Annotated in this window: 21 protein-coding genes; all 21 read right to left on the bottom strand. The window is 40.8% G+C overall.

Features of this window, described 5'->3' with window-relative positions; genetic code table 11:
• Positions 1 to 6: 6 nt before the first annotated feature.
• Positions 7 to 381 carry a hypothetical protein gene (locus ACE1CM_RS45140; protein ID WP_374886094.1) on the bottom strand — a complete coding sequence of 125 codons (375 nt, stop codon included), beginning with the start codon at positions 379 to 381 and terminating at the stop codon, positions 7 to 9.
• Positions 378 to 1,898: an NTP transferase domain-containing protein gene (locus ACE1CM_RS45135; protein ID WP_374886092.1), complete on the bottom strand. Its 1,521-nt coding sequence runs from the start codon at positions 1,896 to 1,898 to the stop codon at positions 378 to 380. The genes ACE1CM_RS45140 and ACE1CM_RS45135 overlap by 4 nt, the downstream gene beginning before the upstream one ends.
• A gap of 98 nt (positions 1,899 to 1,996) precedes the next feature.
• Complete coding sequence (locus tag ACE1CM_RS45130; protein ID WP_374886090.1) at positions 1,997 to 2,176, bottom strand: hypothetical protein; 180 nt, start codon at positions 2,174 to 2,176, stop codon at positions 1,997 to 1,999.
• 52 nt (positions 2,177 to 2,228) lie between these two features.
• The gene (locus tag ACE1CM_RS45125) at positions 2,229 to 3,203 is read right to left on the bottom strand and encodes an SIS domain-containing protein (RefSeq protein ID WP_374886088.1); all 975 of its coding nucleotides are present in this window, start codon (positions 3,201 to 3,203) and stop codon (positions 2,229 to 2,231) included.
• A gap of 104 nt (positions 3,204 to 3,307) precedes the next feature.
• On the bottom strand, positions 3,308 to 4,243 hold the full coding sequence (locus ACE1CM_RS45120; protein WP_374886087.1) for a hypothetical protein: 936 nt from the start codon (positions 4,241 to 4,243) through the stop codon (positions 3,308 to 3,310).
• Positions 4,244 to 4,274: 31 nt separating this feature from the next.
• The gene (locus ACE1CM_RS45115) at positions 4,275 to 5,546 is read right to left on the bottom strand and encodes a DUF563 domain-containing protein (RefSeq protein ID WP_374886085.1); all 1,272 of its coding nucleotides are present in this window, start codon (positions 5,544 to 5,546) and stop codon (positions 4,275 to 4,277) included.
• 172 nt (positions 5,547 to 5,718) lie between these two features.
• A complete protein-coding gene (locus ACE1CM_RS45110) occupies positions 5,719 to 7,056 on the bottom strand; it encodes a cytochrome P450 (protein WP_374886083.1) in 1,338 nt (445 codons plus the stop codon).
• Between the two features lie 160 nt (positions 7,057 to 7,216).
• Positions 7,217 to 8,359, bottom strand: a complete 1,143-nt coding sequence (locus ACE1CM_RS45105; protein ID WP_374886081.1) for a methyltransferase — start codon at positions 8,357 to 8,359, stop codon at positions 7,217 to 7,219.
• Positions 8,360 to 8,401: 42 nt separating this feature from the next.
• Positions 8,402 to 9,370: a DMT family transporter gene (locus ACE1CM_RS45100; RefSeq protein WP_374886079.1), complete on the bottom strand. Its 969-nt coding sequence runs from the start codon at positions 9,368 to 9,370 to the stop codon at positions 8,402 to 8,404.
• Positions 9,371 to 9,461: 91 nt separating this feature from the next.
• Positions 9,462 to 10,247: an aspartate/glutamate racemase family protein gene (locus tag ACE1CM_RS45095; RefSeq protein ID WP_374886077.1), complete on the bottom strand. Its 786-nt coding sequence runs from the start codon at positions 10,245 to 10,247 to the stop codon at positions 9,462 to 9,464.
• A complete protein-coding gene (locus ACE1CM_RS45090; RefSeq protein WP_374886075.1) occupies positions 10,244 to 11,338 on the bottom strand; it encodes a TauD/TfdA family dioxygenase in 1,095 nt (364 codons plus the stop codon). Before ACE1CM_RS45090 ends, ACE1CM_RS45095 begins: the two co-directional genes overlap by 4 nt.
• A 122-nt stretch (positions 11,339 to 11,460) precedes the next feature.
• Positions 11,461 to 12,552, bottom strand: a complete 1,092-nt coding sequence (locus tag ACE1CM_RS45085; RefSeq protein WP_374886074.1) for a TauD/TfdA family dioxygenase — start codon at positions 12,550 to 12,552, stop codon at positions 11,461 to 11,463.
• A 17-nt stretch (positions 12,553 to 12,569) separates the two neighbouring features.
• Positions 12,570 to 13,619 (bottom strand): aldo/keto reductase, encoded by a 1,050-nt coding sequence (locus ACE1CM_RS45080; protein WP_374886072.1) that lies wholly within the window; start codon positions 13,617 to 13,619, stop codon positions 12,570 to 12,572.
• A gap of 43 nt (positions 13,620 to 13,662) precedes the next feature.
• Positions 13,663 to 14,415, bottom strand: a complete 753-nt coding sequence (locus ACE1CM_RS45075) for a sterol desaturase family protein (protein ID WP_374886071.1) — start codon at positions 14,413 to 14,415, stop codon at positions 13,663 to 13,665.
• Between the two features lie 46 nt (positions 14,416 to 14,461).
• Positions 14,462 to 15,220 (bottom strand): sterol desaturase family protein, encoded by a 759-nt coding sequence (locus tag ACE1CM_RS45070; RefSeq protein ID WP_374886069.1) that lies wholly within the window; start codon positions 15,218 to 15,220, stop codon positions 14,462 to 14,464.
• 8 nt (positions 15,221 to 15,228) lie between these two features.
• Positions 15,229 to 16,368 carry an alkene reductase gene (locus ACE1CM_RS45065; RefSeq protein WP_374886067.1) on the bottom strand — a complete coding sequence of 380 codons (1,140 nt, stop codon included), beginning with the start codon at positions 16,366 to 16,368 and terminating at the stop codon, positions 15,229 to 15,231.
• Positions 16,369 to 16,376: 8 nt separating this feature from the next.
• Complete coding sequence (locus tag ACE1CM_RS45060; RefSeq protein WP_374886066.1) at positions 16,377 to 17,303, bottom strand: ankyrin repeat domain-containing protein; 927 nt, start codon at positions 17,301 to 17,303, stop codon at positions 16,377 to 16,379.
• Positions 17,304 to 17,308: 5 nt separating this feature from the next.
• Entirely contained in the window at positions 17,309 to 18,523 is a 1,215-nt protein-coding gene (locus ACE1CM_RS45055; RefSeq protein WP_374886065.1) for a sulfotransferase, read from the bottom strand.
• Positions 18,524 to 18,590: 67 nt separating this feature from the next.
• Positions 18,591 to 19,730 carry a glycine amidinotransferase gene (locus tag ACE1CM_RS45050; RefSeq protein WP_374886063.1) on the bottom strand — a complete coding sequence of 380 codons (1,140 nt, stop codon included), beginning with the start codon at positions 19,728 to 19,730 and terminating at the stop codon, positions 18,591 to 18,593.
• Between the two features lie 424 nt (positions 19,731 to 20,154).
• Positions 20,155 to 20,631 (bottom strand): DNA methyltransferase, encoded by a 477-nt coding sequence (locus tag ACE1CM_RS45045; protein ID WP_374886062.1) that lies wholly within the window; start codon positions 20,629 to 20,631, stop codon positions 20,155 to 20,157.
• 45 nt (positions 20,632 to 20,676) lie between these two features.
• The gene (locus ACE1CM_RS45040; protein WP_374886060.1) at positions 20,677 to 21,477 is read right to left on the bottom strand and encodes a type 1 glutamine amidotransferase; all 801 of its coding nucleotides are present in this window, start codon (positions 21,475 to 21,477) and stop codon (positions 20,677 to 20,679) included.
• Between the last annotated feature and the right edge of the window lie 54 nt (positions 21,478 to 21,531).

The following is a 21,531-nucleotide window of genomic DNA, read 5'->3' as shown; positions in this document are numbered from 1 at the left end:
AGATTTTCAGAGATTTGGATTCTCTATCACTTTCAGGCAACCTAATCCCACATCTCTCAACAGATTTACAGCATAGCTTGTAACAAGACCTGAAGGTTTTTTGTCGTTGATACAAATTCGTTCTCCTATAGGTACACCAAAAATTGCAACGTTATGGCGAAGCCCATGACTATCTAACAAGGATAGCGTAGCTTCACACATTTCCTCTGTACGAGCGCTGAGTAAGATAATAAAATCTTCTTGAGAAATTTGTTTCCAAAATTCTTTTACTCCAGGCAGTAATAGCTCGCCATTCTGTTTATAACCGTTATGCTTAAGGATAACCCCATCAATGTCAATTAACCAAGTTTTTGGTAAGCAACTTAACACTAACTCCGTCATTTCACTGCCTTCTCCAACCAAAACAGTCCGTTGTAAAAACTAGCTATAATTGAATCATAGTCATCTTTTACATATCCTGATAGCGATAGCCAAATAAGAGCGTGCAATATCCGAATAACAGAGATCTTAGTAGAAAATCTTTCTATAAACATCGACTCTAAGTCTTCCCAACCGTTGCTTCCTATACTAATATCAATATACTGATCGGTAATCTTGAGTTGAAATTGACGACGATTAAACGAATCATAATTACCCATCACTGAATAGTATAGTTTTGCCCAGTCATACATGGGATCGCCATAGAGCAAACTTGATCCAAAGTAACCCCTTGGATCAATTAGCCAAACTTTGCTTTGCTCATCTACAAGCATATTAGAAAATGTCGTATCACCATGGATGATCATAAATTCATCAACTTGAATTTCAGCAACCAATTGAGAAATCAAGCCTTCATATCGACGATGAAAAGGATTACGACACAGACAACCATTAATCTGAACTGTCGGTTGGTCAAAACAAGGAATTAGTTGGGCAACGCTATTGACGCGACTATAAGTTTTCTCAAGATATATCTCTGTTAAAATTTTCCTATCACTGGGCTTCTGATCGCAACTATGAAGCGAATTTAAGGTTTGGAAAATATCATTTAAAATCTTTACTTTTTGCTGAAAATTAACCTCTAAATTAAAAGGATGCACTCCCTTAATTCGAGAGATGGTCATCGGGTTGTCAGAAATCAAAGTAGGCACGCGATTAAAACCAAATGAGTGAACAGCACGATACCAAGTAAGTTCTCTTTCAATTAATGTCTCAAACTCCTTCAATCGGGCTTTTTTAATCACTCGATCTTCTACAATTTCGACAGAATTAAAAAAACGACTTACGAGACTGTTTTGTTGGTAATTAGCAATATTATCTAGAGTTCCTAACTCATAGGTGTTATCAAGAAAAGTTTCGCTAAACTGTATAGATTGTTGAGCGAGCCAATGGACACACTCCCCTGATGCTGGAATATTTTTGAGAACTACTTTATTGCAAAAGACAAAGAAGCCTGCAACTCCCCTTTCTGTTGAAGCTTCTTCTAAAAAATTTCTATAATAATCATAAGACCAGCGACATTTAAAGGAGCGGCTGAGTCCGATCCAGTTCTTACCATCGATTTGACAATTGGGAACCTCTTCAAATAGTAAGTCACACCAGACTAATAAGAATGGAGTATCATCGGGAATGTAAGTTAAGGCTTGATCAATTCCTGATAGTGTTCCTTTAGTTTTTGCTCGAACTAACTGCACGGGAACCTTAGGTGGAAAAACTCGTATATATTCTTCTAGAACTTCATAGAGATAATCTCCTATAATAAGAAATTGTGCTGCGGGAAAACGATCAAATAAATGATATATAAGTGGTTGACCTGCAACCGAAAGTAAACACTTGGGTTTATTCCAAGTGTAGTGTTTCAATCGAGATCCTTTTCCACCTGCCTGAGCAATGACCCAAGAAATTTTCCGTAGTTCCACAAGTTATGCTCCATGACTCAACATAATATATTAAAATAAGGTGTACTATATTGTCTAGACAGTTTTAATCAAACTTTAAAATAGAATCTTCTCTTAGTTCACTTGTAACTGCTCACTGCAACGCAGTTGCGGTGAGCAGTTACGCTAAACCATCGGTTGACAGTGCTGATAGAACGATCGCAAATCTCTGCCATCTGCGAGTAATTGACATCCCATAGCGTAGAATCTGCCAATGACAATCCCCAAATCTGTGGGTCTTCCGTACTACATTGGGTCATCTTACCGCATTGCCAATCTCATTTCCCCAAAAAAAATCGCTCTCAATGTGGGCTATTGCACTTCCATACTTGAAATTGAAGCTAGTTGATTTACGTGAATAATCCCAATCGGCATCTTTTCTTTTACAACAAAAACATTAGGAACTCTTTTTTCCTTGAAAAAAATGATTAGTTCTGATACGGTCATTTCAGGCGAAATAGATAGGGGTGAGGGTGTCATATGTTCGCTCACAGGTTCTTCCAAGGAGACTTGAGCTTCTAAACTTCGACGAAGATCTCCATCTGTGAAAATCCCAACATACTGATTTCGGTGATTGACGATACCAACACATCCTAAGCTTTTGGTGTTCATTTCAATAATAGCTTCTTTGATAGATGCGCCTAAGCCAATCAGAGGTATTCGATTTTTAGTATACATAAAATTCTTTACCGGAATAAGTAGTGCGCCTAAGTTACCGCCTGGATGAAATTGCTTAAAATTATCCGCAGAAAAACCACGTAAGGCCATAACAGTTACAACTAACGCATCACCTAAGACTAGTTGGCAAGTCGTTGACGTGGTAGGGGCTAAACCGTTAGGACAAGCTTCAGGAAGATCAGGGATTTGCAAAATAATATCGGCAAAATGGGCTAGGGAACTGATGGGATTCTTGGTGACTAAAATAATTGATATTCTTTGCCGTGAAGCATATTGCATGATGTCTAGTAATTCAGTTGTTTGACCCGAAGCAGACAGAGCAAGAAGTATATCTCTGCTATCTAATAAACCCAAATCTCCATGACTGGCTTCAGTTGGATGAACGAAAATTGCTGGCATTCCTGTAGATGTAAATGAAGCCGCAATCTTCTGACCAATATTCCCACTTTTTCCAATTCCAGAAACAACTAATTTCCCTTTACAGTCTCGAATCATCAGCACAGCTCTTAACCAAGACTCGTCAATTGTTTCACAGAGTTTTGACACTGCGCTAATCTCTTTTTCAATCACGCTTTTAAGTTGTTCTATGATAGATTCATGAGTTAACATTTTTAAATTAAATATAATATAACCTAAAAATTGACTTGAATGAGTTCGAGCGAAAACTTTTAAAGACTAAACACTAAACTTTATTTACTTTCTATAAAGCCTCCTTAATTGCTCCTTCTGTCTCCTTCAAAAATCATCTTATTCCAACTTTTATGGATTGCGAATTGCGCCATATTTTCGAGAGAGCTTAACAACTCTTCCTGATATTTATAAGCGTATTCTACTCGATCGACATATTTGGTTTTTACAGGAGCCCAGTTCGTTAAAGTTTGTTTATCTCCAGTTAAGTAAGCTACATTCTTAAAGGTGGCAACTTCTACTCCACAGTAGTCTAAATGGCTCTTCAGATGTCTTTCATGGTTTAAGTTATTCTCATCAAGATTATTATAAATATATTCTAATGCTTTGAAATTGAGCATAAATTCAAGCAAACTCAAATAATCATAAACATTTTGGGTGCTACAAACTGCATGGCGATCGTTGTAGCCATTATAATTTTCTCCAGTAGGTATCCAAATCAAGTTTGAATCCAACAAATTTAATGGAGGATGCTCTACCATCCAGAAAAGATCTGTTCTTGTAATTACAAATCTCTGATATTCAGATCCAATATTTTTGAAACGTAGTCTGTCAAGTAGTTTCCAATAATTAAAATTCAAATGGAATCCAGAGCCTCTACGCCCTTTTATTCCACCTAACCAATTCCCTTCAATATCGAAATATTTATGCCATTCAGTTCGTTTTTCTGGAGTTAGTTGATTGAAAAAACCATGCAAAAAATCCTGGTAGCCATCTCCGGCTTCCTCATAAATACAGATATCAACTATATTGCAACTTCTAAACTTGTTTATCGTAGTTTCATCTTCTGAAGTCATCCGAGACACACAGAACATTAAATCAGCATTCAAAGGCTGAATTACCTTTTCGATCAAATTTTGGTAGGTTAAATCAACTGCTCGCAAAGTACCAATCATACAAACAACTGAACGTTGTTCTGCGACTGTTATATTATTTGCCAATGTAACATCATCCATCATCATTCCTCAATCAGCCATTGTGTTAATTGCCTTACTATTGTTTGAGCTTTATCTGTTCATGCAGCACTCTTTTGAATTCAGACATATCTACTTCAAAATCAGCATTCTCATCAAACTGATCGTGGACAATAAAGTAATGCTCTTGTCCAAGACCTTTGAATTGGGTGAAGAAAAACGGCGTTGGAAAACTTTCTGGATACAGAACAAGTATCTTGATTTTTCCCGAAAAGAGAGTTGTTGCCAAACCTGCGCCGTGCGGCGCGACAATGATTTCAGCTTTAGTAAAGAGTTCTACCTGTTCCCGAAATGACATTTTCTCCAGAACAACTGGCTTAAATCCATAGTTGGCGAGGTATTGGATAATCTGATCCTCGTTGATAATTCTGCGATGTTTTGCATGGGCACGGGAAATATAGATTCGCTCAGTGAGGTTTTTGATAGGAGTTAGATCATATTTCTTGAATACACAACTCCTAATGTATTCATAATACTGAGATGGTAAAAACCCATTCTCACAACGACTGACATAAGAGGGCATGACGAGACGATCGACTTTGACCCAAGAACCTTTTGGAACATAAATCGTTTTGAAATTATCTGGTAAGACACAATCTAGCAGTTCTCTGAAGGAATCAGGTAAAGATCCAGGTACAATAACCGTTAATTTTTGATCTGGTCTCGCGAGCATAGCCGAATATATTCTGGGTACGCAGTCATATAAAAAGTGCCAAAAGTTCTCTGCTGAAAGTGAAAAAATATAGACTGCTGTAATAGGTAGATGTTTTGCCCATAAAAGCTTTAGACGATCAAAGTATCCTAACCTCCATCTTGCTATCGTGACGCGATATTGCATCCCGGAATCAACTATCGCCCTAAAATCTTTGGTACAAATAGTTCCCAGACCAATATGTACATAAGCTGGAACAATATCACATACAAATATTTCGGTTCTCTCAAAGTAATCAGTTTTGTAATAGAGACAGATATTTAGAAAATCTCGGTCAATCTGATTAACTCCAAACTCGACTCTTTCAGGGGGAAACAAGACCTGATAGTTTTCAACATTATCGCCTAACGTTTCTTTTGGGTGAACGGTTTGCCTGAGTCGCAATAGCCGCAGTATAGGAATAGAATCTAAAAGGGTAAAGATGAAATGATTCTTAGACTCCTCATGACGTGATGAAGGGTCAGTTTTATGAGAAATTAAACTGGTTTTCATCGCTTTTAATTGTCTTTGCCTCACTTGAGTCAGCAAAGCAAGGTTGCGTCGATAGTTGCGTTTTTGACCTTCAGCTTGAGTTTTCATCCTTATTCAATCATTTATGAACAAATTAATTTTTGGGCAAGTAGAACATTGTTCAGCATAGTAGTTTTTGATTTCAGCGAATTCATCGCTTTGAAACTTAATCTCTGGAAGTAGATGGGCTTAATCCTAATTTTTAAATCATTACTTAGGCTGGATCGATCTCTGATGAGTCTTACCTCTCTTTCTTTACCATCCTTAACTGAATTGGGGTTAAGATAGTGTTACGGCGTTGAGGGTTGATCGGTCGGGGATTCGCCAATTCTAATTGATAGCGAGACACAACTGTTGCTAAAGCAAGCTTCAGTTGATAAAGGGCTATTTCTCCTCCGATACAACTCCGCATTCCACCACCAAAGGGCAGAAATTCATAGGGGGAAAAGCGATTTTCCAGAAAACGTTCGGGTTTAAACACTTTTGGTTCTGGGTAGATATCTTCGCGCTGATGAATGATATAAGTTCCCACAGTGATTAACATTCCAGGATCAACCTGATGACCGTTGATTTCAGTTGTTGACTTCACCAGCCTGGGAATCATAAACATGGTAACAGGATACATCCGCAGTGTCTCATGGCAAACTGCACTCAGATAGGGAAGCCGAAAAACATTGAGCGGATCGGGAGAATCTCCTAAACTACCTAGTTCCTCCAATAGTTTGGCTTGAATCTCAGAGTCGCGGTAAACTCTATACCAAGACCAAGCTATGGAAGCGGCTGTTGATTCATTTCCTGTAAACAGCAGCGATAAAACTTGACCCAATAATTCTTCATCCGTCAGGAAGTTTCCCTGTTCATCAGTGGCTGACATTAACAAAGTTAGAAGATCTTTTCTTTCTCGGTTGGGATGAGCGCGACGTTCCGCAATTTCACTATAAATCAACTCTTTCATTTGCTGACGTTGGTTGAGAAAATTCCCCCAAGGGCTAGCTGGACCTAAATCTTTTTGAAGAAACCGGAAAAATAAAGGAATTCCAGCAATATTGGAGGCAAATAGACTCACCATCGCAATCATTAGTTGTTTAATCTGCTGATAGCGTTCTTGTTGATAGGAACCAAACAAGAGCTTAATCATCACTTGCATGGATATATCTTGCGTCACCTCCAATACCGAAAAGGATTTATGGGTTGGCAATGTCTGCATTACATTGTTAACCAAGTCGCAAATTAATTGACCATAGGATTGAATCTGTTTACCATGTAGCATGGGAATTAACAGTTTCCGCATCTGTTGGTGACGCATCCCTTCAAGTGTAAAAAAAGAACTGTCTCCAAAGATGGCTCTTAATTCACTATTAAATGAAGTAGTGGTAAAATGCCCATGGCGATTTTCAATAATTTGTTGAGCAGCTTCCGGTGTATAAAACACCATCAAAGGACTGCCAAAATCTATCCCTTTTGCCCAAAAAGCATCGGGATAGGTTTGGTACGCACTCTCCCAATAACTGACTGGATTGGTAATATATTGAATTCTCTGTAACCAGATGGGAATTTTTAATCCTTCAACCTGTTTCATAAGTCAATTTTAACGATTCAATGAAGGTTTTACGGGGGAATAAACTGAGCGGCGATCGTTAATATTTTTAAAAGCAGGAATGTTTTGAGGTTTAGATGTATCGCCTTTCATCAATCAGAAAACATTCCCAAAATTAGTTAAACTTTCAAACAACCAAAGACTATTTGGTGGCGACAATAATACCACTTGGTGCCCAAAAATTGCAATAAATTCGCTTCATTTGGGTGAATCCTGCATCCCTCAAGCATTGTTCATGGTCACTCCAGGAATAAATCATGCCACCTTCGTGAGGAATTGAGACAAAGTAGGATGAATCAAGGGCAGCCATCAGCGGTCCATCTTCTTCATCGGATGTCATCATGTTAAAAATCACGAGGGAACCTCCGGGTTTGAGGGCTTCATAAGCTCGACGGAGCAATGTAGTATTCTTGTCTAAAGACCAGATGACTAATACATGAATAAACAGAAAACAATCTTGATTCTGCGGGAACTCATCAACAAATATGTCCGCTCCCATCACCTGAATTCGGTCTGTTAATTGATGTCGATCGATATTACTTTGAGCAATTTTACAACTGTCAGGAATATCCATCAGAGTAATCTTTACATTGGGAAAAGCTTTAGCTAAAGCAATGGAGTTTGTTGCATCTCCGCCTCCCACATCCACAACACGATCAAACTTAGAAAAATCAACTTTCTCAAACAATAAAGGGTTAACTAATTTTGACCAAGACCCCATAAAGTTATAGAATACTTTGTCAAGTCCGGGATTTTCGTGCAAGCGATTATACAAATCAGATCCTTGACCTGGAAATTGTCGCAAGCCCACATTTTTATTCTGGCGTAAAGATTCTACATAATCGATAGATCCCCGATAAACAATCTTGGCTTCAAAGAGAACAACATCGTAGAATTCTTTCCAAGTGTTTTCCAGAAACAGCATTTGAATCACCAAACTATTGCGATATTTATCGTCAACTTTTTGAATGAGTTTCAACGCCGTTAGTCCCAGCAATAAAGCTTTAGTCGGATAGTCTGCGAGTTGTAAATGTTGACTAATTTCAGCTTGGGAAATATCCGGGTGTTTCCAGAGAAGTTCAAATACGCCAAGTTCACATCCAGCATAAAGATTTTGAAACGCGGAGTGACCATACAAAAGCAGCACCAGGTCATCCATCTTTAAGGTATCTTTATTGCTATTGATCAACCTTAACATGGTTAAGTCCCTGTCAGCCTTACCGTTTGTTTGTGAACTCGCAATACCGTCTGGGGAGGCAGACAATTCTTCAAAGTTTGCGACCATTAATTTCTCCTTAATTTCTAACTATATATGAAATTTGATCGATTAGGGTATCGGCTCAGTTTTAACCGCATACTTGCTCGATATAGACAAATATATACCCATTAAAACTATACAACAAAATATCCCGTTTAAAACATTTAATTTTTCGCTCAAAATTGTCCAAGCCAAAAGAGAGCTAATCACTGGATCGAGGATCATGGTAACAGCGACAACTCCCGATGATAAATAGTTAAGGGAATAGGTAATTAGTCCATGGCCAATAACTTGACAAACCAGTGCTAAAGAAATAACAGCTAACCATCCTTGCCATGACAATGGAAAAAAATGAGCGCCTGTAATGCTCAGGACAATTATTGTTACCAAAGACCCAATTGCACAACACCAAAACATTATAATCTGAGTTGAAAACTGGGTAAGTAGCTGCTCCATAATCAGCAACTCTAAAGCCGAGAAAATTGCAGATATTACAGATAATATATCGCCTTGTAGTTTATTAATGGAGTCCGAGAAGTCGTTAAATCCGATGAGGATAGCGCCCATAATCGCAATTGTCATGCCAATTAAAAATTTGCTGTCATAGCGATTCTTGAATAAAATCCACCCTCCCAGAGCGGTCAAGAGTGGGCGCAAACCATGCAAAATAGTTACAGAACTAGCAACACTGGTTTGAGACAGTGACCAAGCCCATAGAAGTTGAATGGCTGCAAAAAAACTGCCCATTAATACCAGCATCCCTAGTATTTTAGGGGTGTAAAGATTTTGTGGCTGAGAGGGTGGGTCGTTAGATAAATTTTGGCGAATAGCCCCTATTCCATTCCAAATCCCAAAGACAATACTGGCAATCCAAAAGCGATTAAATATTGTTGCAGTGGGACTAATTTCGCCCATGCTAAATTTAATAAAAATGGGAGCAAAACCAATAGCAAAGATCGCCATTAAGAGGAATGCGACCGGAAGAAAAATAGTCCTTTTATCCGATAACGGATTGAAACTTTCGAGTTGGTTTTCCATACAGATAGCAGTGAGTTGGTCAAGACTAAACCGGTTTTGCAAGCTCTAGGATAGGTCATCCCAAATCTTGAAACGGGGAACTTATTCGGAATCAAATATGCCCGTAGTATTCCCGGTGAACAACAACAGAATAGGCATAATCTAATAAGGTTCCCCAACTAAAAACTGGAAGATTAATCGCTTGTTGAATAGCGCGGGCAAAGGGTTGGGTTCCCGAACATTCCAAAAGTAAAGCTCCCATCTGAGGATAACGTTGATAAAAATCAACCGCAACTTCAGTCAATTCCTTTTCAATTTTCTCATAGTTAGCACATCGTAATAGCGGGTCGGGTGACATATAGAGGTTTATGATTTCAGGACAGCGACGCGACTCTAGCATTCCCTCAATAACATAATTGCTATTAATCTGAATTCCAACGGCTTCTAAATGGGCAGGGGTTAAAGCATCTTTTGAGAAGACAAGAATTCCAACAACTTGATTGTTACGAATCAACTGTTGAGCTAAAGGAACTTGAAGTAAGCTAGACATAAAGACAGGAACATTAACATAGTCGGCGATTTCTTTTTGGAAGTAAGCAAAATAACCACATTCTCCCGCAATCGCACGACATCCAATTTTCTCAAGTTTCTTGGCCGCTTTTTGAATCGGTTCCAGATCCGAAGATTTATCTGCTTTGAACAGTAATTCTTTTCCATCTAAGCCTTCAGCAATTTCATATTGGATGGGAAAAGGATAAGCGCTGGCATTGCGTGTATCGCCGGGAAATCCTGGATACAGTTCGTCTAGAATAATAATCCCTACACCCATTCCATAACAATGGCGATGCTGGGAGGTTTGGATGTCGTTAATCCTGAAATTTCTCTGTTGATATATCATTTGATTTGATCGACTCCTCTCCATCTCCCTTTCATGTACTGAGCCAGCCAATAAGATTCGGTTTCTGACAAAGGTTCGCGAATCGCTTGGTTGGGGGGGGTGGGATGATTGGGCATAAATCCTCCTCTGGGTTTACCTGCTTCTACAGATCCCCACATCGTTCTGAAAGCATGCGTGTCCGGCAATTCTCGACTATTAAACGGAGAGTACCAAAGCCGTAGAAGTAACCGATCGTATTCCCCTGACTCAATTTTCCACGAAGAGCGAGCATGGTAAATAACGTGGTTGTTGGTAAGCAACCAGTCGCCTGGTTCTAACCTCAGCATCATCCCCACTTTCAGTCCGATTTCCTCTAAAAGATCCAAACCTTGCTTCTGCTTCTCCGTGAGTCGTGGCGCTCCAGCCACCAATTGACTCAAACGAACATAAGCGCTGGAATATTGGGTCGTGAATTTTCCTTTGTGAATACACCACAAGGGGTAGCTTGTCCAACTATTTTCTCCCTCAAAAAAGAAGGGAATATCCTTGAATAGCTCTTGGGCGATTTCGGGATGGGATTGAAGCATTTCGTTGTAGATTGTAATCGCACTAGCCAAGCGATTTTCCCCACCCACTCTTGCTTGCCTAACGCATAATAAGCTATTGACATCACAACGATCGCAATGAAACTTAAAAGCATCATTGGACTGTTTCCCCTCCTGAGACGAATCTGCTGCTTCGGCTCTAATGTAGGTAATAAATTGTCTTTTCTCTCGGATGGGAGCATCAAAGTCTGAATTTGATTCTCTTACTGGACTACCCATCTGCTTGCACAGTGTCAGGTAAACCTCTGCTAGTTCTTCTTCTGAATATTTATGGACAGGAATCCCTTTTAACAGAACAGCTCCTCTACCATTTTCCAGTTCTTCTGAAACCGCTTCCAGGGTCTTTCTGAGTTGATTAAACTTGATAGCTTGAGGGCCAGAGCTTTTCAGAGTGTGAATACCTGCTTCAATTTCTGCGACTTCTTCTGGGGTGAACCTATAATTCCAGTATGGGGAACTTATTAGATCATTACCTTTCCAGGCTGCTGGGAGATTGAGTAACTTCATGCAATTTTCCTTGATTGTATTGATATTAATTTTGGCGTTTGTGAATTAAAGTATGGAATGATGCGGAATCATATCCAGAATCAGGAATGCCCTATTTTTAATAGTATTTTCATGTGACTCCTTCATTTTGTTTGCTCCAGTCCTACCCATCTTACTTTCAAGTACCGATCCAACCAATAAGATTCGGTTTCCGACAAAGGTTCGTTAATCGCTTGGTCTGGGGGAAGCTTATGATTGGGCAAAAACCCTCCTCTGGGTTTGCCTGCTTCTACAGATCCCCACATCTTTCTGAAAGTGGGCGTTTCCGGTAATTCTCGACTATTAAGCGGAGAGAAACAAACTCTTAGAAGTAACCGATCGTATTCCCCTGACTCAATTTTCCATGAAGAGCGGGCATGATAAACAACGTGATTATTAACCATTAGCCAGTCTCCTGGATCTAACCTCAGCGTTACTCCCACTTGGCTCCCAATTGCTTGTAGTAAATCCAGACCTTGTTTGTGCTTCTCAGTAAGTCGTGGCGCTCCTGGGACCAATTGACTCAAACGCGGATAGGTACTCGAGAGTTGGGTGGTAAACTTTCCGTTGTGAATATACCATATTGGATAACTGATCCAACCCTTTTCTCCCTCAAAAAGCCACGGCATACCTTGAAATAACTCTTCGGCAATTTCAGGATGGGATTGAAGCATTTCGTTATAGATCGTAATCGCACTAGCCAAACGATTTTCTCCACCCACTCTTGCTTGTCTAACACAAAGTAAACTCAGCACGTCATAACGATCGGTGTGAAGTTTGTAAGCATCATTAGACTGCTTACCGTCCTGAGACGAATCCGCCTCTGCTCTGATGTAGGTGACAAATTGGGTTTTTTCCCTGGAGGTAGAATCAAAGTCTGAGCTTGATTGTCTAATTGGAATACCCATTTTTTTACACAGTGTCAAATAAACCTCTGCCAGCTTTTCTTCTGAGTATTTATTGACAGGAATACCTTTTAATAGAACGGCTCCTCTACCATTTTCGAGTTCTTCTGAAACGGATAACAAAGTTTTTTCTAATTGATGAAAATTGTTTTTTTTATTGCTAGAGGTTTTGAGATTGTGAATCGCTGCTTCAATTTCTGCTAGCTCTTTGGGAGTGAGTTGGTAATTCCAGTATTGGGAATTGAGTAGCTCATTACTTTTCCATGCTGCTGGGAGATTGAGTAACTCCATTGTGTTCTCCTTGACCTTTAGGGAGTTGGGTTGGGATAGCGGGCGTGAACTTTATCTATTTCTGCCAAAATTTCCGGGTCTAATTTTATGTCTACACAGCTTAGGTTTTCTTTAAGCTGTTCTATTTTTGATGCCGCAATAATGGTACTTGTAACAAACCAGCGCGATCGCACAAACGCCAATGCTAATTGTACTGGAGTCAAACCATATTTATGAGCTATTTCTACATAAGCTTTAACAGCTTCATGAAAATAAGGTTTCTGATAACGCTTGTCAAATCCTGGAAACAAATCAACTCTAGAACCGGCTGGAGTTTGGCAGAGATATTTACCTGACAGATACCCAAAAGCGAGAGTGCTATAGGCGATTAACCCAACTTTGTGAAAATGACAGGTTTCTGCCAAATGAATTTGAAACACTCGATTGGTTAAATTAAAAGCATTCTGAATTGAGCCAATTTTCGGCAATCCTAACTGTTGTGCGAGATGGCAAAATTCACACACTCCCCAAGGGGTTTCATTGCTGACACCCAAATAGCGAATTTTCCCCGCTTTAACTAAATCTACAAAAGCTTCTAATTGCTCTAAAATGGGTACCGTTTCTCTCTCATAACTAGGATCGTAATCGGCAGCCCCAAACAAAGGAACATACCGATCTGGCCAGTGGATTTGGTAGAGGTCAATATAGTCCGTTTGTAGACGCTGGAGACTACCCTCCACAGCCTCCTGGACGTTCTTCCGGTCAATTCGACTTTTGCCGTCGCGAATCCAAGTCAATGGTAAGGTTCTATCCCCCGATGGTCCCGATACCTTGGTGGCAATAATCAACTGATCTCGTCGCTGTTTGCTCAACCATTTACCGATGTATTCCTCGGTTTTGCCTTTAGTTTCTGCACGGGTAGGGGCTGGATACATTTCTGCGGTATCAATGAAATTGATTCCTTGGGAAACCGCATAATCGAGTTGTTCTTCCGCCTCTTCCAAAGTATTTTGCTGACCATAATTCATGGTTCCCAGACAAATTTCAGAAACCAACAATTCGCTATCACCGAGTTTTTTGTATTGCATTATATTTACTACCCCAGCTAGCTTTACTCAATCAATACAGCTCCTAAATACCGACAACCTTCTGCCATGTTATCGGTTGATCGACCACACCAAATGTTTGCTCATTTGGGTCAAGGGATGCTGGGTTGACGTGAGTTCCAAAGAGGCGATCAAAAATCGTGAAATAGCTGCCCAGGTTCTTCGCTCCAATTTGGGTATGATGTAGGCTGTGAGAGCGAGGTGTGACAAAAATCCACTCTAACATTCCCATCCAAGAACGCCATTTTATATTAGAATGTGTCCAATTCTCATGAAGAGCGCCAAACAGCCCAACATAAAACATTACTTCTGGCGGAATTGAGAGGAGTGGATAGGCAATAAATCCGATTTGAAACAGAAATCGACTGGTAAAACTGGTTCTTTGAGCGGCAAGCCACCATAATTGTTGAATGGAATGATGCCATAGATGAGTTTGCCATAGATATTTGTTATGGTGCATCCACCAATGGGCAACATAATACCAAAAATCTTTGAGCAAATAAGCGAGAATTAACCGCAGCCATAGGGGCCAAGAAAGCACTCCCAACCCGCCCAAGAATTCCCTGACTGATGGAGGAATTAAAAGCTTAATAAGATCGGCATAGGCATAGGCAATAATGATGGTAAAGAAAATTGAGATGAGGGCTGCCCCAAAGTCTTTCAGAAATACCTCTGCATATTTTATATCCCGTAGAGGAGCGGGTTTTTCCAAAAGTATCCAGACCAGACCCCCCGTAATAAACGTGGCTAACCATCCGATCATAATTTGTGTAATCATCTTTTCTCTCTAGCTCAGTAAATTTATTAACTCCTGCTCAATACAGCTATACCCCAACAATCTTTCGCCACGTCACAACGGCGTTATCTCCCGATGCAAATTGTACTTGCTCAGGGGGCACTTTTTCCGCAGCAACATAAGTGCCAAAAATGCGATCGAAGATTGTAAATAAAGCCCCTAAATTTTTGGTGTATGAGCCAGTTTGGGTATGGTGGACAGCATGAAACCGAGGAGTGACATAAAACCACTCAATGATTCCCATCCAAGAACGCCATTTAACATTGAGATGAATCCAGTTATCGTGAATAATGTAATGAATTCCCACAAAAATCATCATTTCAGGTGGAATCCCCAACAAAGGAAAGCTGAGGAATCCAACTTTAAAAAGCAGTACATCTGTCAAGCTTTCCCGTTGCGCGGCTAACCACCAAAGTTGATCGATTGAATGATGCCAATTATGAGTTAACCACAACGTATTATTAACGTGTTTGAGCCAATGAGTTACATAAAAACTGAAGTCTTTCAAAAAATAGGCAATCAATAATCGCACCCACAAAGGCAGAGATAATAGGCCGGTCCAACCCATAAAGTCCATCAGGGATGGAGAAATCGTCAGTTTGACCAGTGCCACAAAAAAATAGGCGAGAATAATGCTATAAACGGCCGAGATCATTGCCGCAACAAATTCCCTGGGAAATCGAGAGCGATATTCAACTGACTGTAGCGGATCTTGAAGTTCCCAGAGCCAAAAGAGCATTCCCGATAGAAACAGCACCAACAATCCGATAAAAGTTTGAGCAATCATACTGCACATTACTTGAGTGATAAATAAGATGATTTGAATGGTTCAGATTCTGCCAAAAACGGGTAATCGATGTAGCCACGTTCATCTCCACCTGTAAACGTTGGGCGATGATAGGGATTGAGTGGGGCATTTAAGGCAAAACGCCTTGGTAAGTCAGGATTGGCAATAAATAGCCGCCCGTATGATACTAGATCGGCGTCACCGTTAACAATGACAGCTTCTCCCGTTTCGCGGGTATAACCTCCGGCTGTGATTAAAGTTCCTCCGTATAAAGGGCGAAAATGGTGAACTCCAAGCTGCACCTTTTTTTCCGTGAAGTCATCGTGACTTCCTTTAATCCGGGGTTCTACAATATGGAGATAAGCCAATTTAAAGCGATCGAGCTGAGTCACCACATAGTTAAATAAAGCTTCTGGGTTAGAGTCATACATATCCTGAAAAGTGCTACTGGGAGACAGGCGCACTCCCACACGCTCAGAACCCCAGACCTCGATCGCAGCGGCGGTGACTTCTATCAGCAAACGAGCGCGATTTTCAATGGAACCTCCGTAGGCATCAGTCCGTTTATTGCAATTATCTTGAAGAAACTGATCGAGCAAATAACCGCTCGCACCGTGAATCTCCACTCCATCTGCCCCTGCCCTTAACGCATTCTCCGCCGCTTGACGATATTGGGCAATAATTCCGGGAATCTCTGTTGTTAAGAGCGATCGAGGCACGACAAAGGGAACTTCTTCCCCGGTAGCTGTTAAGGCTTTTTCTTCTCTGGGGGCGATCGCACTGGGAGCAACAGGCAATTCCCCATGAGGTTGCAACGACGGGTGAGAACATCGTCCACCGTGCCACAGTTGCAAAAAGATTCGTCCGCCCCGATCGTGTACCGCTTGGGTAACAAGCTGCCAACCTGCGATTTGCTCTGGGCTGTAAATTCCTGGAGTTTGCGGTAGACTTGTGCCTTGGGGAGAAATTTGAGTGGCTTCACTAATAATCAATCCGGCAGAAGCCCGTTGAGCATAATATCGGGCATTGAGAGAGGTGGGAGCCTGATTGGGATCGGCTCGCCTTCTAGTTAACGGAGCCATCACGATCCGATTTGGTAGTTCCAGATTTCCCAGTTTTAAGGGCTGGAGTAACTTTAAAGGACTCATCTCACACCTCAACTCACCCTGAAAGAATCAAAAACCTTGTTGGACTGGAGCTGTTTAACGAAGATATGCTCCGCTCCCAAAACCTCTGTAGCAATTGCCAAGCTTGTTTGAGCCTCTCGATCTGGGAAATAGAGGTTAGCTCCTGCATCGATCAGAATTTCAGCACATTCAGTATCGCCACGCCGAAGCGCATCCTGTAGGGGAGTCGTGTGTCTGGGGGTAGCGGTAACAGCATCAACAAATGCGCCAGCTTCAACCAGGAGTCGCACCACTTCCCCACTACCACCTTGACAAGCTTGATGTAACACTGAAGTCCCCCGGCGACTATCCAGCATAAATAAGTCTGCACCAGCATTTAACAATATTTTCACTATCGCTGCATTGGCTTGACTCGCCGCTATCATCAATACCGTTAAGCCGCTACTCGCTTCTCTCGTATTAACATTTGCACCAATGTCTAGAAGAGATTGCACGACATTGATTTGATTCTCTTTTACAGCTTGAATTAACTGTGCATCTAAGTCAGCTTTAAAAGCCGCAACCTCTGTATTCGGATCGAAATAAAAGCTCCATGAAGCAATTTTGCCATCCTCATCTAATACGATGAATTGGGCATCCTCAATTTCAAAAATTTGTTGGGTACGTTTGCAAATTTCCTGAGTATGAGAAATGATGCAGGCTTTGTTCCCCTCAACAATGAACTCAAGCAAATCGTAGTTTAACAGTTCAGTGGTTTGCGATCTGATTTCAAATGCTTCAACTACAGCCTGACGCCCGACTTTTTTACCGAGATAAGGAATCGCTTTGTTGTATTCATTTTGCGCAGCATAGAAAACCACTGTTTCTGAAAGACCATTGATAACTTCCTCTACATCATTTTTTGCCCAACTCTCAAACCACAGCCTTAAAATTTCTGTTGCTTTTTCACTGTCCATGTTAGCTACTTGATTAAATTCATCGATTTCAGTATTGCTTCATGGTTTTTGTCAACTTCGGCAGCAAAGCGATCGAAAAACTCAAACTCCTGAAATTGCTCATAACCCGTTTTATACCCCGCATCCCGCAAGTTTTGCCGGTTATCTAGGTTCTCAAGGTATTCGAGTTGCTCTGGTGCCAAAGAAAGATTTAATTGGCGATAAACTAACTCCACAGAATCTTTAATGTTTTGAGTGAGGCGATTAAACGAGAAACACAATTTCTGTTCCTGGGGTAAGCCCTCAAAAAATTTAATCGTTTGGCTGGCGGCTTCTGCTCGCACAGTTCGCTGCATCGGCACCCAGTCTGGAATATTGGTCACATCTACCCCGGACTTGCAGTAAGCTGACTGGCAGATCAGAGTAATATACGAGTTCATAAACTTTTGTGATTCTCGTGTAATCGTCACAAATAGAGCATCAGGATAAAGAGGTTTCATCATTTCCAATCGCTGAAGACACTCATTATCTTTGGAGACATAAATTAGATTACCACCTCGTAGATAAAGAACCTTCTGAATCACTTTATAGTGCGCCCGTAGCATCCTCTCCTGAGTTTTGCGGTTCAGCTGACCAAAGTTATTCAGATTATTCAATAATTTGGGATAAGGAAAGCGGTTAATCACGTAGAACTGATGAAGAAAGCATTCTTCAAACAAAAACCCATCATCTTCGTAATCATTGAGATAGCTATAATGCATTTTCTCAGCCAGTTCAGCTTGGTTGCTGCTTCCCCAATAGTTGACTTGGCTCATCCGCTCCAAAAAACCTGTAGCTCGAAAGAGTTTTTGCAGCAGAATAGATGGGTAGCGCCACTCTAGTAACCGAATGGAGAAAAATGTTTTCTCATCAGAAGCCAGAGTCCGGTGCAAAAATGTTGTGGCACTGCGGGGCTGGGCAACAATGAAAACAGGTGTGCGTAGAATCTGGTTTCGGTACTGTGGAAATAACAGTTCGTCAAGACACCAACACAGTGCAATGAACGGAAGTTGTAGCGTGTAGTTGAGCAAATAGAAAAATTGTTTTCGTCGAGCTTTAAATCCGACAGAGGGTTCTGGATCGAAAAGAATATGTTGCCAGATACTGAAATAGGCAGGCCAATGAGGGAAAGGGGTTAGAAATACGGCTGCTATGAGGAGCCCAAACACTATCATCAGAGCCAGGGAGATGAAAACCAACATATCTGAATCTCAATAGTTTAAGTAATTGCTTAAGGCGATCTTATCGACTAACTTCAACTGAATCAGTTTAACTGAAATAGTCTTCTAGGGAGCCTTCGCGCACGGTATCCAGTGTGAAACAATGGAACCCACCCCCAAAAATTCTTCGGTGTCGATGTTGCACGGTAATTGGGGTAAATCCATGCTTTTCTAGGGTTTTAATTAGTTCTGGAAACAAGGAGTTGACGATGATTTTATCTTCATCAATCGACAAAACATTTAAGTCAATGTACTTGCTGGTTAAGATTAAATCATCATCTTCGTATTCAGGGAAAATATTTTCAGTTGGCTCGGGCGGATAAATAATATCCCATTTTTGTAGCGGTTCGGGTAATCGAGCGAGAAACTGAGGATTGCGTAATAAAAGAGTACCGGGTTTTAAGGGTAATATAATACTATCTATATGATTATCAGCGAACTGATAAAGCATATGAAAGTTAAATTTTCCTTCAAAATGACGCTGCAACCACTCGTATGCTAAGTAATGGTTTTTGGTTGCCACGTTAATGAGAATGTCTTTACCAAAGCGGATGCACTGGGCTGCATCAAACATCATTTCGTAGCCGATATCAAATTCTGATTCCTTTTGAGGATAAACCTCCTGCATTGCAGGTACATTTTGACCTGAAATATAAGATGTATCAAACGATTTATCCGTCATAATGGGCTTGGGCATAGTTGTCCATTTTGCCCCCTGTTGAAAATATTCGTAAAAAATCGGTTTTAATAAATCATTTTCAAAATACCTAGCTCTGACTTGAGGTGGCGTTTCCAAAATTTCATTGCCAAGAATGATAGCTTGATCGCGAATATTTAATGCGGGAATACAGTCGGCTTTCCAATAAGGTGTTTCAAATTTTATGGCTTTACTCAAGGTAATGGGTCTATGCACCTTAACGCCTAATTGCTTTAAAGTGTTCACCAGTTCCTCAACATCTTCATTCAACTCTTCCAAGTATTTTCTTTTTAGAGTATGGGTTCCAGAGCTTTGAGAATCCAGAGTATTGTTCCGGCTATTACTCCCATAGTAAGGATAACCAAACGTTGAATAGGCAACATCGTGGAAAAATACTTTAAAAGACAACTCTAAATCTTGAGTATTATAGTTGATTGGCGAACCAACAACTACTTCTTTGAGAGTAGACCATTCATTAAAGCTGTTGAGCATATTTCTAATCCATTCTAAACATGATTAGCGTGAATCTCCGAACATAAAAACATGGGTCTATACGCAAACTAGCCCCTTTCATTTTCAGTTGCTGTCGGATTCAGCTCTATAAAATCGCCGTTTTTGTGGTAGACGATGAAAGGTTTTGTCCCCAGCGGGCATTAGTCTTATACGGATTATTACATCAAAGGAATCATATCAATGTAGCTCGACAAAAATCAACAAGAGTGTGTTAATTTTTGTGTACGGATTCAGGTCAAAAGGGAACACTCTTGCGCCCGTGACTTTCACCTAGTGACGGGAGTACACTAGCGATCTGCACGGGCGCAAGAGTGTCCAGACGCTCTGATTTTTAGACGCTCTATTTCTTGCTGTAGCGCTGTTATGACTTTTTGTTGTTGAAATATTAATGCTACCAGTTGCTTTACTGGCAACCTCGATAATACATACCGCGATCGCACAGGTTAAGTACAATTCGCCAGGGTAAAGCAAGTAAATTGCCGTACTGAAGCCAACCTACTTCTTTTTGGATAAAAGCACGTCGTGTCCCTCGATCTTTTGTGTAAGCAGAGTTGCTAGGTGCTAAACCATTACCATTTGCTCCTAATGTTGAATACTTGAGATCGTCCAGTCTCCAATTAATCGGAGTGTTATAAGCATCACCAAGATTTAGCCAAAGAAGTCCCGTAGGTTTAAGAACCCGCATAACTTCCAGCAGTATCTCAGTTAGATTTTTAACATAATCCCGTGGATCTTTTTCCAAGCCAATTCCTTCATCACCTCTTTGTCCCCAATATGGAGGACTGGTGATAGCAATATCAACAAAATTTTCTGGCATCTGCCTTAAACCCTCTAGGCAGTCCATGTGATGTATCCGATTTAACTCAAACTGTCTAGCCATGCTTTCCCAATCAAGATCGGCGATTCTCTTCGAGACGCGAACGTACTACCGCTTACCAGCAACAACTTCACCAACTCCCAACCGTTTAAACATTGCTTCCCTTGCCTGCATTGCTAGCGTATCATCCAGGGGTTCTAAAGAGATTGGCGTTTGATATTTTTCTGCTAATGCTGTTTGAATTAACCAATCAGCCACAAAGGGATTTTTAGGCAAAAGTGGGCCGTGGGAATAAGTTGCTATAGCATTACGATAAAATGCCCCTTCTGTTCCATCTTCGCCGTTATTTCCATAACCGCTGATCGTTTTTCCTAGCGGTTCTACTTTACCTAAATAAGTTCTACCGCCATGATTTTCAAAGCCAATGATTACCGCCGGTTTGCCTAACATTGCTTGTAAATCTTTGGCTAAACGCGAAGCCGTCACTTCAAAAACTACATTGCCAATGCAGCGACGCGCATCTGGTCCCGGATGTTTGCTGACAAAATCTAATAATCCCAAACCTTCTATTTTTTGACCTAATGCCGGTTCGTAATAATGTCCCAACAATTGCGGTGCGCCGCAGGTAAAAACCCCTGGAGTTCCTGCTTCTATTTTCTGGCGCAGTGCTTCTGCTTTCGCTCCTTTTAAATCTCGCATGACTATTTCTTGCTGTCTGTCTTGCGCGCCGCCACCGACTAAGATATCCACTTTATGAATATCCTCGATAGTTGATTGTAAGTCCAGGGGTAATACTTGTACTTGAATTCCCCGCCATTTGGCGCGTTGCTGCAAGCAGATGGCATTGCCGCGATCGCCGTAGGTACTCATCAGGGTAGGATATAACCAGCCAATTGTTAGTTCAGTCATAGGAATTGCAGATTTTAGATTGAAGAATTGCAGATTGATTTGAATGTTGTGTAG

The sequence above is a fragment of the Microseira sp. BLCC-F43 genome (genome assembly GCF_041929235.1).
Lineage (GTDB): Bacteria > Cyanobacteriota > Cyanobacteriia > Cyanobacteriales > Aerosakkonemataceae > Microseira.
This window is presented reverse-complemented; position numbering and strand designations above follow the sequence as displayed.

Bases quoted from the DNA above. Each gene is read 5' to 3' on its own strand.
- ACE1CM_RS45140 (WP_374886094.1), bottom strand. From the start codon at position 381: ATGACGGAGTTAGTGTTAAGTTGCTTACCAAAAACTTGGTTAATTGAC.
- ACE1CM_RS45130 (WP_374886090.1), bottom strand. From the start codon at position 2,176: ATGACCCAATGTAGTACGGAAGACCCACAGATTTGGGGATTGTCATTG.
- ACE1CM_RS45125 (WP_374886088.1), bottom strand. From the start codon at position 3,203: ATGTTAACTCATGAATCTATCATAGAACAACTTAAAAGCGTGATTGAA.
- ACE1CM_RS45120 (WP_374886087.1), bottom strand. From the start codon at position 4,243: ATGATGATGGATGATGTTACATTGGCAAATAATATAACAGTCGCAGAA.
- ACE1CM_RS45115 (WP_374886085.1), bottom strand. From the start codon at position 5,546: ATGAAAACTCAAGCTGAAGGTCAAAAACGCAACTATCGACGCAACCTT.
- ACE1CM_RS45110 (WP_374886083.1), bottom strand. From the start codon at position 7,056: ATGAAACAGGTTGAAGGATTAAAAATTCCCATCTGGTTACAGAGAATT.
- ACE1CM_RS45105 (WP_374886081.1), bottom strand. From the start codon at position 8,359: ATGGTCGCAAACTTTGAAGAATTGTCTGCCTCCCCAGACGGTATTGCG.
- ACE1CM_RS45100 (WP_374886079.1), bottom strand. From the start codon at position 9,370: ATGGAAAACCAACTCGAAAGTTTCAATCCGTTATCGGATAAAAGGACT.
- ACE1CM_RS45095 (WP_374886077.1), bottom strand. From the start codon at position 10,247: ATGATATATCAACAGAGAAATTTCAGGATTAACGACATCCAAACCTCC.
- ACE1CM_RS45090 (WP_374886075.1), bottom strand. From the start codon at position 11,338: ATGAAGTTACTCAATCTCCCAGCAGCCTGGAAAGGTAATGATCTAATA.
- ACE1CM_RS45085 (WP_374886074.1), bottom strand. From the start codon at position 12,552: ATGGAGTTACTCAATCTCCCAGCAGCATGGAAAAGTAATGAGCTACTC.
- ACE1CM_RS45080 (WP_374886072.1), bottom strand. From the start codon at position 13,619: ATGCAATACAAAAAACTCGGTGATAGCGAATTGTTGGTTTCTGAAATT.
- ACE1CM_RS45075 (WP_374886071.1), bottom strand. From the start codon at position 14,415: ATGATTACACAAATTATGATCGGATGGTTAGCCACGTTTATTACGGGG.
- ACE1CM_RS45070 (WP_374886069.1), bottom strand. From the start codon at position 15,220: ATGATTGCTCAAACTTTTATCGGATTGTTGGTGCTGTTTCTATCGGGA.
- ACE1CM_RS45065 (WP_374886067.1), bottom strand. From the start codon at position 16,368: ATGAGTCCTTTAAAGTTACTCCAGCCCTTAAAACTGGGAAATCTGGAA.
- ACE1CM_RS45060 (WP_374886066.1), bottom strand. From the start codon at position 17,303: ATGGACAGTGAAAAAGCAACAGAAATTTTAAGGCTGTGGTTTGAGAGT.
- ACE1CM_RS45055 (WP_374886065.1), bottom strand. From the start codon at position 18,523: ATGTTGGTTTTCATCTCCCTGGCTCTGATGATAGTGTTTGGGCTCCTC.
- ACE1CM_RS45050 (WP_374886063.1), bottom strand. From the start codon at position 19,730: ATGCTCAACAGCTTTAATGAATGGTCTACTCTCAAAGAAGTAGTTGTT.
- ACE1CM_RS45045 (WP_374886062.1), bottom strand. From the start codon at position 20,631: ATGGCTAGACAGTTTGAGTTAAATCGGATACATCACATGGACTGCCTA.
- ACE1CM_RS45040 (WP_374886060.1), bottom strand. From the start codon at position 21,477: ATGACTGAACTAACAATTGGCTGGTTATATCCTACCCTGATGAGTACC.